This is a genomic window from Aquabacterium sp. UBA2148, assembly GCF_002328915.1.
Classification (GTDB): domain Bacteria; phylum Pseudomonadota; class Gammaproteobacteria; order Burkholderiales; family Burkholderiaceae_C; genus Aquabacterium; species Aquabacterium parvum.
This window is the reverse complement of sequence record NZ_DCXA01000297.1, coordinates 1-9,601: the sequence shown is the minus strand read 5'-3', so window position 1 is coordinate 9,601 and position 9,601 is coordinate 1. Positions and strand designations below refer to the sequence as shown.

Genomic DNA, 9,601 nt, shown 5'->3' with positions numbered 1-9,601 from the left:
GACGAGGGCTGAGCCCTCGCCGATCGAGCGCCGACAAGCGCCGGCTCAGTCGCTCACAGCAGCTCACAGCCGCACAGCCTTGCCCACAAACAGGATGGGGCCCGAAGGCTTGTTGTAAGGCGAGCCGCCCGCCGGCTCCAGCGTCAGCTCGAACAAGGTGCGGTCGGCCAGGCCAGGCAGCTGGCCCTTGGGCACCACCACCACCTGGCCGGGCTTGACCAGGCCCAGCGAGGTCGGGCCTGCCGCGCCTTCCGGCTTGGTCCAGAACTGCATGGTCTTGCCCTCGGGGATGGCTGCGCCTTCGCCCACCTGCACCAGGCGGATGGCGTCGGTGCCCACGGTTTCCACGATCCAGCCGGTGGCCGCGTTGTCGGGCGACTGCAGCACCGCCAGGTAACGCGGCGCCTGCGCCTGGGCCTGCTCGACACCCGCCGGGGGCGCCACCAGCGTGCGCACCAGCAGCACCGACATCACCACCGCTGCGGCCACCGCGCCGCCGCTGAGCCAGCGCCAAAAGCGCACGCTTGACCACAGCGCGTCGTTGGCCGCGAGGCCATCTGCGGACGACATCGGGACGGTCACGAGCTGCGATGCCCCATTGAGTCGCGCCGCAATGCGCGCCCACAGCTCGGGCGGCACCACCACGGGCTGAAGGCGGCGGGTCAGGCCCAGCAAGCGGTCTTGCCAGGCGTACACCTCGCGACGCAAGCCTTCGTCACCCGACATGGCCGATTCGAAAGCCAGTCGCTCGCTGGCGTTCAGCGTGCCCAGCACGTACTCGCCGGCCTCGGCCGTGCGTTCATTCGGGTCTTGGGTGTTCATGACAGGCACTCCTTGAGCGCGATCAGCCCACGGCGGATCCAGGACTTGATGGTGCCCACGGGCTTGGCCCGGCGTGCGGCGATCTGCTCATGCGTGTAGCCCTCGACGAAGGCCTCGATCACGCACTCGCGCTTGGGGTCATCGAGTTGCGACAGGCAGTGCGCCAGCGCCGCCTCGTCGTGCGGCAGCTCCTCGGCGTCCGGGCTGGGCAGGGCCTCGGCCAGCGACTGGTAGTCCTCGCCCAGGTTCAGCTCGGGGCGCACGCGCCTGACCTCGTCGAGCGCGCGGTGGCGGGCCACGGTGTAGATCCACCCCCGGCCCGAGCCCAGCTCGCGGCGGAAAGTGCCCGCCTTCTGCCAGATCTGCAGGAAGGCATCCTGGAGGACGTCCTGCGCCAGGTCGGCATCGCGCACGATGCGCAAAATCACCGCCAGCAACCAGGCGGCTTCTCGGTCGTACAGGGCGCGCAGGGCGAAACGTTCGCCGCGGGCGCAGGCTTCAAGGGCGGCTTCGTGATCGAAGTCAGCTGCCAAGGTGGCGGATGGGTCCGTCATGGGTGGGGTCACGCTGGGTTGAGGCGGAGGTCGACAGTCGCCTCCTGCTCACTCTACGGGCTCCAGGCCGATGCGGATGCACCCTGCTCGCAAGAATTGCCGAATCCGGCGCGCACCCCCTGCCTGGCCAGCGACGCCTCACCCAGGAAGCGCGGGCGAGCGGGCCGAGTGGCCCCTCGCCACCCCACTCACAGCAGGATGATGTCGTCGTAGCAGGACAGCACCTCTTCGGCGTCGTCCTGGCATTGCCAGCCCAGCTTGGGCCAGCCACCGGCGTGCATGCAGGCGGCGAAGAGTTGTTCGGGTTGGGTGCACTGGGTCGGGTTCATGGTGAGGTCCTTCCTGGCTGACGCGTGAACATCCACGCACCCCAATGGTGGGCAACGGCGCACGTTCAATGTTGCGGGTGATCCCTTTGCTGCACCGCCAACCGATGGGCAACCCGCCCACCCGAACAAGGGGAGGGGTGTCCACCCTGCCGGGTGTTGCTCCCCATGCAACGCGTTTCATGTGCATTCGCTCGCCATTTCCCCGAATTCAAGGGGGGCGCGCTGAGGTTTGACAGCGCTCAGCCGATATCTCCATCAGCTCCTGAACGATTCACCATGCAAGCCGACTGCCCCGTTGACCTGTTCCCGCTGGATGAAAACCGTCGCCTCGCCGCCCTGCGCGCGCTGGCGATCCTGGACACCGAACCGGAGACCGACTTCGACGCCCTGACCCGGCTGGCCGCGCATGCCTTGGCCGCGCCCATCGCCGTCATCGGTTTGATGGACAGCCACCGACTGTGGTTCAAGTCCCGCGTGGGGCTGGAGGTGCCCGAGCTCGACCGCCAGGTCGCCTTTTGCTCGCACACCATCACCCAGCCCGGTCGATCGCTGGTCATCCCGGACCTGCTGGACGACGCCCGCTTCACCGATCACCCCCTGGTCACGGCCGGGCCGCGCCTGCGCTTTTACGCCGGGGCGCCCCTGATCGATGTCAGCGGTGCGGTGCTGGGCACGCTGGCCGTGCTCGACACCACCCCGCGTGCGTTCACGGCCGAGCAGGAAAGCGCCCTGCACGACCTGGCCGAGCTCGTGATGTGCGCCCTGCGCGCGCGCCACCAGGCCCACCAGCTCAAGCACCTGGCCATGACCGACCACCTCACGGGCTTGGCCAATCGGGTGCACTTCGAGCGGGCCCTCGATGCCGAGTTCGGCCGTGCCGTGCGCCAGGGCGAGCCCTTCACCTTGCTGCTGCTCGACCTCGATGGCTTCAAGGCCGTCAACGACGGCTTCGGCCACGCCGCTGGCGACGAAACGCTCAAGGAAGTCAGCCAGCGCCTGCTGACCCAGGTGCGCGCCGGCGACGTGCTGGCCCGCCTGGGCGGCGACGAGTTCGGCGTGCTCATGCGAGATGGCGACACCGAGTCGGCCCAGGCCCTGGCGCGGCGCATCGTGCGCGCGGTGTCACAGCCCATCAAGCTGAGCAGCGGCGACGAGGTGGGGGTGGGCGTGTCGGTCGGCATGGCCGCCTACGCCGACGACGTCACCTCGGTGCGCAAGCTGGTGTCGCAGGCCGACCAGGCCCTGTACGAGGCCAAGAAGCAGAACGAGCGGCGCTGGAAGATGTTCGTGGGCATGCGGGCCTGACGCCCAGCCGTCACGGAGCCTTCACGGAGCCGAGGCCGCGCAGCAGCCGGGGCCGCTCAGGCCGCCTTGTCCTGCCCGCCGCCCTGGCGCTTGGCCGCCAGGGTCTGGCGCGTGCGCTCGTTGATGAAGCGCAGCTCGGTCAGCGAGGCCTCGATCTGGGCGCGCTTGGCTTCGAGCTCGGCGATGGCGGCGTCCGTCTTCTCGATCACCCAGCTCAGCTGCTGGATGCGGCCCTCGCCATGCTGGCCATACATGTCCAGGTAGTGCTTGATCTCGGCCAGCGGCGTGCCCAGCGACTTGGCACGCAGGATGCGCATCAGCCGAGCGCGGTCGATCTGGCTGTAGACGCGCGTGCCATTGATGCGGCGCGGCGCCAGCAGGCCTTTGGTTTCATAAAAGCGCAAGGCGCGCGGCGAGACCTTGTAGCGCTCGCAGACCTCGGCGATGCCCATGATGGCGTCGGTGTCCCGGTCGTCGTGGTCTTCCAGGGCCCAGGACGGCGGCACGCCGGTTGCGACTTCACCGATGGATGACTCTGGCTTGGATTTCACGGGGTGCCCCACTGCATTGACCTGGCTGATTCGCTGAAGATGCCGATGGTACGACAAGCACGACATCGCGCTGCCGCCCACCGTCACCGGCTGACCTTCAGCAGGTTAAGGGAAGCAGCCGCACCATGACATAGGTAGCTCACCTCATAGGCATGCAAATTACGTGCGCGTCAGCTTCATGGTCATCAGCGCAGCGTTTGCCGTGCGCAGCGTCACACCCGGCGCGAGCCTTGCGCACGTAAGATCCCGGGATGGAGCCCTCAACGTCACCCGACCAGGTCGACCTCGCCGCCACGGCCGAGAACGCAGACATGGCCGGGTTGCGCAGCCAGGCCCTGCGCTACCGCGCCGCGTTCGAGCTGTCGGCACATGGCCAGGCTTTGGTCGACCTGACGGGGCGCTTCCTGGAGGTCAACGCCAGCCTGTGCGAGATCCTGGGCTACAGCCCGGCCGAGTTGCTGAACCGGCGCTTCCTGGACATCACCCACCCGGACGACCAGGCCGACGGCCTTCAGGCTGCGGTCGATCTGCGCTCGGGCAAGCTCCAGCGCTACCGCTGCGAAAAGCGCTACCTGCGCCCCGACGGCCGCACCGTGTGGGCCCAGGTCACCTCGCACCTGGCCCGCGACGCCGATGGCCAGCCGCAGTACTTCGCCACCGCCATCGAAGACATCACCGAGCGCAAGGCCTCGGAGCTGGCGATGCGCGAGCGCGAAGCCCTGCTCAGCAGCATGGGCAAGTTCGTGCCCGGCCTGATCCACAAGATCGGCTTTGACGCCAATGGCCGCGCGCGCTTTCTCTACATCAGCGACCGGGCGATGGAGATGTTCGAGCTGCCGCACGAGTTGATGGAGCGCGACTACCACGCCCACCACGCGCGCGTGCACCCCGACGACCAGGCCTACGTCAAGCGCCTGGCCACCGCGCCCAAGCCCGGCGCCCTGCTGCACCCGGTCGACTTCGAGTACCGCGTGATCCTGCCCAGCAAGGGGCTGCGCGTGTACGGCGGTCACGCCATCCCCGTGACCGAAGAGGACGGCAGCGTGGTCTGGTACGGCCACACCGCCGACGTGACCGACAAGAAGGCGCTGCTGAAGGCGCGCATGGCGGCCCAGGTTGCCCAGGACGCCAACCTGGCCAAGAACGAATTCCTCTCGCGGGTGAGCCACGAGCTGCGAACGCCACTCAACGCCGTCATCGGCTTTGCGCAGTTGCTGCGCCTGAGCTCGGCCGGGCAGCTCAACGCCGCGCAGCGCCAGCATGTGGAGCACATCGAAAGCGCCGGCTCGCACCTGCTGGGCATCATCAGCGACGTGCTCGACCTCTCGCGCATCGAAGCCGGCAACCTGCCGCTGCTGGCGCAGCCCTGTCAGGCGGCCGCGCTGCTCAACGAAGCCTGCCACCTGGTCGCCCCCTTGGCACGCGGCAGCGGCATCGCCTTGCACGCCCCGGTGATCAGCGACCACACGCCGATCCAGGTGGACCCCATGCGCCTGCGCCAGGTGCTGGTCAACCTGCTGAGCAACGCCATCAAGTACAACCGGCCACAAGGTCACGTCACGCCAAGGGTCTGGGCCGAAGGTGGCCTGGTGGCCATCGCCATCGACGACACCGGCAAAGGCCTGAACGCCGAGCAACAAGCGCACCTGTTCGAGCCCTTCAACCGCCTGGGGGCCGAGCGCACCGGGGTCGAAGGCACCGGCATCGGGCTGGTGATCGTGCGCAAGCTGCTCGAAGCCATGCAGGGCCGGCTGGAGGTGCGCAGCCAGCCTGACAAGGGCTCGAGCTTCATCGCCTGGGTGCCCCAAGCCAGTGGCGCGTCGGCAGGCGCCGAAGTCGGCTCTGCGGCCGACCCGGCGCACCTGGCTGCACGCGCCGCCACGGGCACCGAGCTGCGCGTGCTCTACGCCGAAGACAACGACATCAACGCCGAGCTGGTGCTGGAGGTGCTCAAGCTGCGCCCCGGCTGCCTGGTGCGCGTGGCCACCAGCGGCGCCGAGGCCCTGGCCATGGCGCGCGAGCAAGCGCCCGACCTGTTCCTGCTGGACATGCACCTGGGCGACATGAGCGGCTTCGAGCTCACCCGCCAATTGCAGGCCGAACCCTCGCTGCAAGGCGTGCCCCGGGTGGCCTTCTCGGCCGACGCCATGCCCGATCAGATCCACCGCGCGCGCGACCACGGTTTCTCGGGTTACCTGACCAAGCCGCTGGACGTGGCCGCCCTGCTCGCCTGCGTGGACGAGCACACCGAGCGCGTGCGCAGCCTGCGACAAGCTAGGTAGTTCACCCAAGCAGGATTTGGTTGACGTTAACGTCAACCGCGCATACATTGGCGGTGACTCATCACGGATCACCCTCAAGATGCCCGCCCTGCGCTCCGCCCTCAACCCGCAGTCCGACGCCTTCCAAAGCAACACCGCCCGCATGCAGGAGCGGCTGGACCAGGTCCGCGCCCTCGAATCCCAGGTGCGCGAAGGCTCGGCCTCCAAGCGCGAGAAGTTCGACAAACGCGGCCAGTTGCTGCCGCGCGAACGCGTCGCCCGCCTGATCGACCGCGGCACGCCCTTCCTGGAGCTGTCCACCCTGGCCGGCCTCGGCATGCACGACGACGACGGCAAGAAGAGCGTGCTGGGCGGCGGCACCATCATCGGCATCGGCGTGGTGGCGGGCAAGCGCTGCCTGGTCACCGCCTCCGATTCGGCGCTCAAGGGCGGCACCATCTCGCCCATGGGCTTGAAGAAGGGCCTGCGCGCCCAGGAGATCGCCCGCGAGAACAAGCTGCCGCTGATCGGCCTGGTCGAGTCCGGTGGCGCCAACCTGATGTACCAGGCCGACATCTTCGTGGACGGCGGCAAGAGTTTTGCCAACCAGGCGCGCCTGAGCGCCATGGGCATCCCGCAGATCGCGGTGGTGCACGGCTCGTCCACCGCTGGCGGCGCCTACCTGCCTGGTTTGTCCGACTACGTGGTGCTGGTCAAGGGCCGCTCGAGCATCTACCTGGCCGGCCCGCCGCTGGTCAAGGCCGCCATCGGCGAAGACGCCACCGACGAAGACCTGGGCGGCGCCGAGATGCACGCCAGCGTGACTGGCCTGGGCGAGTACCTGGCCGACAACGACGCCCACGCCATCGCCCTGACGCGCGACCTGGTCGACAAGCTGCGATGGGACGCGGTGCGCGAGCAACCCACCGTGCCCACCCCGTTGTACAACGAGCAGGAGCTGCTGGGCTGCATCCCCGCCGACGACCGCGAGCCCTTCGACACCCGGGAGGTCATCGCCCGCATCGTCGACGGCTCCGACTTCCTGGAGTTCAAGGCCAACTACGGCAGCGAAACGCTGTGCGGCCACGCCCGCATCAACGGCCACCTGGTCGGCATCCTGGGCAACAACGGGCCCATCCAGCCGCAGGGTTCGACCAAGGCGGCGCAGTTCATCCAGCTGTGCGACCAATCCGGCACGCCGCTGGTCTTCCTGCAGAACACCACCGGCTACATGGTGGGCTCGGCGGCTGAACATGGCGGCGCCATCAAGCACGGCTCCAAGATGATCCAGGCCGTGGCCAACGCCCGGGTGCCCAAGTTCACCATCGTGCTCAATGGCTCGTTCGGTGCCGGCAACTACGGCATGTGCGGCCGTGGGTTCGACCCGCGCTTCATCTTCAGCTGGCCCTCCGCCCGCGTGGCCGTGATGGGCGGCGCGCAAGCCGCCAAGGTGATGGAGATCGTCACGCGCGGCAAGATGGAACGCGCCGGCATGCCTGTCAACGACGCGATGCTCGAAGGCATGTCGGCCGAGATCAAAAAGCGCCTGGACGCCGAGAGCAACGTGCTGTTCGGGACTGCCCGCCTGTGGGACGACGGCGTGATCGACCCGCGCGACACCCGCCGCGTCCTCTCGCTGTGCCTGGACCTGGCACGCGACGCCGACCAGCGCCAGCTGCGCGGCAACACCTTCGGCGTGGCCCGCTTCTGAGCCACCCGCCCCTTCTGCACCGATTCACTGGCCATCCCGCCACCACGACCAGGCGCCGCCCACTTCCCAACAGAGCGCCCCACCGAAGACCCGAGGAGCAAACCCATGCAATTCACCGCCGAACACCGCGCCCTGGCCGAAACCGTCAAGCGCTTCTGCGAACAAGAGATCAACCCCCACGTCAAGGAGTGGGAGGCCGCCGAGATCTTCCCCGCCCACGAGGTCTTCAAGAAGATGGGCAAGCTGGGCCTGCTGGGCGTCAAGTACGACACCGCCTACGGCGGCATGGGCCTGGACTTCTCCTACTCGATGGTGGTGGCCGAAGAGCTGGGCGCCATCCCCTGCGGCGGCGTGCCCATGGCCATCGGCGTGCAGACTGACATGTGCACCCCCGCCCTGCACCGCTTCGGCTCCGATGAGCTCAAGAAGGAATACCTGGCCCCGGCGATTGCCGGCGACATGGTGGGCTGCATCGGCGTGTCCGAAGCCGGCGGCGGCTCCGACGTGGCCGCGCTGAAAACCACGGCCCGCACCGAAGGCGACGACTACGTCATCAACGGCAGCAAGATGTGGATCACCAACGCCACGCAAGCCGACTGGTGCTGCCTGCTGGCCAACACCTCCGAAGGCCCGGTGCACAGCAACAAGTCGCTGATCATCGTGCCGATGGATGCCAAGGGCATCACCACGCAGAAGATCAAGAAGATCGGCATGAACTCGTCGGACACGGCGCAGATCTTCTTCGACAACGTGCGCGTGCCCCGCCGCAACCTCATCGGCACCGAAGGCGCGGGCTTCATGATGCAGATGATCCAGTTCCAGGAAGAGCGCCTGTACGGTGCGGCCAACTCCCTGAAGATGCTGGACAAGCTGATCGACCTGACCATCGAGTACTGCAAGGAACGCCACACCTTCGGCTCGCCCCTGATCAACAACCAGGTCATCCACTTCCGCCTGGCCGAGCTGCGCACCGAGGTCGAGCTGCTGCGCTCGCTGACCTACCGCGCGGTTGACGAGTACGTGCAAGGCAAGGACGTCACCAAGCTGGCCTCGATGGCCAAGCTCAAGTGCGGCCGCCTGATCCGCGAAGTGGCCGACAGCTGCCTGCAGTACTGGGGCGGCATGGGCTTCACCTATGACAACCCCGTCTCGCAGGCTTACCGCGACGGCCGCCTGGTCTCGATCGGCGGTGGCGCCGACGAAATCATGCTCGGGATCATCTGCAAGTTCGAAGGCACCCTGCCCAAGAAGGCGCGCTGAGCCCCACCACAAGGCCCCGTCAGAGGGTCTGCCTTTCAACGACGCTGTCACCTTCAACCGACCGCCTCCATGCCCTACACCACCATCCAGGTCCAGACCACGCAAGGCGTCTGCACCCTCACGCTCAACCGCCCCGAGGTGCGCAACGCCATGTCGCTGGCCATGGTCAGCGAGCTGCTGGCCGCGCTGAAGTCCGCCGAACAGGACACCAGCGTGCGCGCGGTGGTGGTGCGGGGCAGCGGCGGGCACTTCTGCGCGGGCGGCGACATCTCCGACATGGCCCAAGCCCGCATGAAGCTGGCGCAGATGCAGGCCGCACCCGATCCGGTCGAAGGCCTGAACCCGGTGGCCGAGACCAACGCCGCTTTCGGTCGCCTGTGCCTGGCCTACGCCCGCTCGCCCCTGCCCATCGTCACCGTGCTCGAAGGCACGGTGATGGGCGGTGGCTTCGGTCTGGCCTGCGTGTCCGACGTCAGCCTGGCGCTGGACACCGTGGCCTTCCGCCTGCCCGAGACCTCGCTGGGCATCATCCCGGCGCAGATCGCGCCCTTCCTGGTCGAGCGCCTGGGTTACGCCGAGGCCAAGCGCCTGTCGGTGACCGGAGCCAAGGTCAACGCCACCGAAGCGCTGACGCTGCGCTTGGTGCACGAGGTGCACAGCAACACCGACGAACTCGAAGGCGCGCTGCAACGCACGCTCGCCAGCATCCTGGCCTGCGGCCCGCAAGCCATCGCCACCACCAAGGGCCTGTTGGCCCGCGCCCGCCTGACCCCGCCGGAACAACTGGTGGAAGACGCCGCGCAGCTGT

Annotated in this window: 9 protein-coding genes; 5 read left to right on the top strand and 4 right to left on the bottom strand. The window is 68.0% G+C overall.

Annotated features, from left to right (window positions below):
• Nucleotides 1-63: 63 nt before the first annotated feature.
• The 3 genes from B2W70_RS16450 to B2W70_RS16440 all read right to left on the bottom strand — a co-directional run bounded on the left by B2W70_RS16450 (nt 64) and on the right by B2W70_RS16440 (nt 1,705).
• The gene (locus B2W70_RS16450; protein WP_286747308.1) at nt 64-822 is read right to left on the bottom strand and encodes an anti-sigma factor; all 759 of its coding nucleotides are present in this window, start codon (nt 820-822) and stop codon (nt 64-66) included.
• Entirely contained in the window at nt 819-1,376 is a 558-nt protein-coding gene (locus B2W70_RS16445; RefSeq protein WP_286747305.1) for a sigma-70 family RNA polymerase sigma factor, read from the bottom strand. Before B2W70_RS16445 ends, B2W70_RS16450 begins: the two co-directional genes overlap by 4 nt.
• Before the next feature lie 188 nt (nt 1,377-1,564).
• A complete protein-coding gene (locus B2W70_RS16440) occupies nt 1,565-1,705 on the bottom strand; it encodes a hypothetical protein (RefSeq protein WP_160322572.1) in 141 nt (46 codons plus the stop codon).
• A 276-nt stretch (nt 1,706-1,981) separates the two neighbouring features.
• Here B2W70_RS16440 and B2W70_RS16435 point away from each other — a divergent pair, with 276 nt between their 5' ends.
• Entirely contained in the window at nt 1,982-3,010 is a 1,029-nt protein-coding gene (locus tag B2W70_RS16435; protein ID WP_286747302.1) for a sensor domain-containing diguanylate cyclase, read from the top strand.
• Between the two features lie 56 nt (nt 3,011-3,066).
• Here B2W70_RS16435 and B2W70_RS16430 read toward each other — a convergent pair whose 3' ends face one another.
• On the bottom strand, nt 3,067-3,561 hold the full coding sequence (locus tag B2W70_RS16430; protein ID WP_286747299.1) for a MerR family transcriptional regulator: 495 nt from the start codon (nt 3,559-3,561) through the stop codon (nt 3,067-3,069).
• Between the two features lie 251 nt (nt 3,562-3,812).
• Here B2W70_RS16430 and B2W70_RS16425 point away from each other — a divergent pair, with 251 nt between their 5' ends.
• From B2W70_RS16425 to B2W70_RS16410, 4 genes are all read left to right on the top strand, one after another.
• Nucleotides 3,813-5,843, top strand: a complete 2,031-nt coding sequence (locus B2W70_RS16425) for an ATP-binding protein (protein WP_286747298.1) — start codon at nt 3,813-3,815, stop codon at nt 5,841-5,843.
• Between the two features lie 79 nt (nt 5,844-5,922).
• Nucleotides 5,923-7,533: an acyl-CoA carboxylase subunit beta gene (locus tag B2W70_RS16420; protein WP_286747295.1), complete on the top strand. Its 1,611-nt coding sequence runs from the start codon at nt 5,923-5,925 to the stop codon at nt 7,531-7,533.
• 105 nt (nt 7,534-7,638) lie between these two features.
• Entirely contained in the window at nt 7,639-8,793 is a 1,155-nt protein-coding gene (locus B2W70_RS16415; RefSeq protein WP_058088743.1) for an acyl-CoA dehydrogenase family protein, read from the top strand.
• Nucleotides 8,794-8,862: 69 nt separating this feature from the next.
• Nucleotides 8,863-9,601: enoyl-CoA hydratase/isomerase family protein (locus tag B2W70_RS16410; RefSeq protein WP_286747291.1), on the top strand; the 739-nt coding region annotated here is incomplete at its 3' end.

Bases quoted from the DNA above. Each gene is read 5' to 3' on its own strand.
- B2W70_RS16450 (WP_286747308.1), bottom strand. From the start codon at position 822: ATGAACACCCAAGACCCGAATGAACGCACGGCCGAGGCCGGCGAGTAC.
- B2W70_RS16415 (WP_058088743.1), top strand. From the start codon at position 7,639: ATGCAATTCACCGCCGAACACCGCGCCCTGGCCGAAACCGTCAAGCGC.
- B2W70_RS16425 (WP_286747298.1), top strand. From the start codon at position 3,813: ATGGAGCCCTCAACGTCACCCGACCAGGTCGACCTCGCCGCCACGGCC.
- B2W70_RS16440 (WP_160322572.1), bottom strand. From the start codon at position 1,705: ATGAACCCGACCCAGTGCACCCAACCCGAACAACTCTTCGCCGCCTGC.
- B2W70_RS16420 (WP_286747295.1), top strand. From the start codon at position 5,923: ATGCCCGCCCTGCGCTCCGCCCTCAACCCGCAGTCCGACGCCTTCCAA.
- B2W70_RS16445 (WP_286747305.1), bottom strand. From the start codon at position 1,376: ATGACGGACCCATCCGCCACCTTGGCAGCTGACTTCGATCACGAAGCC.
- B2W70_RS16435 (WP_286747302.1), top strand. From the start codon at position 1,982: ATGCAAGCCGACTGCCCCGTTGACCTGTTCCCGCTGGATGAAAACCGT.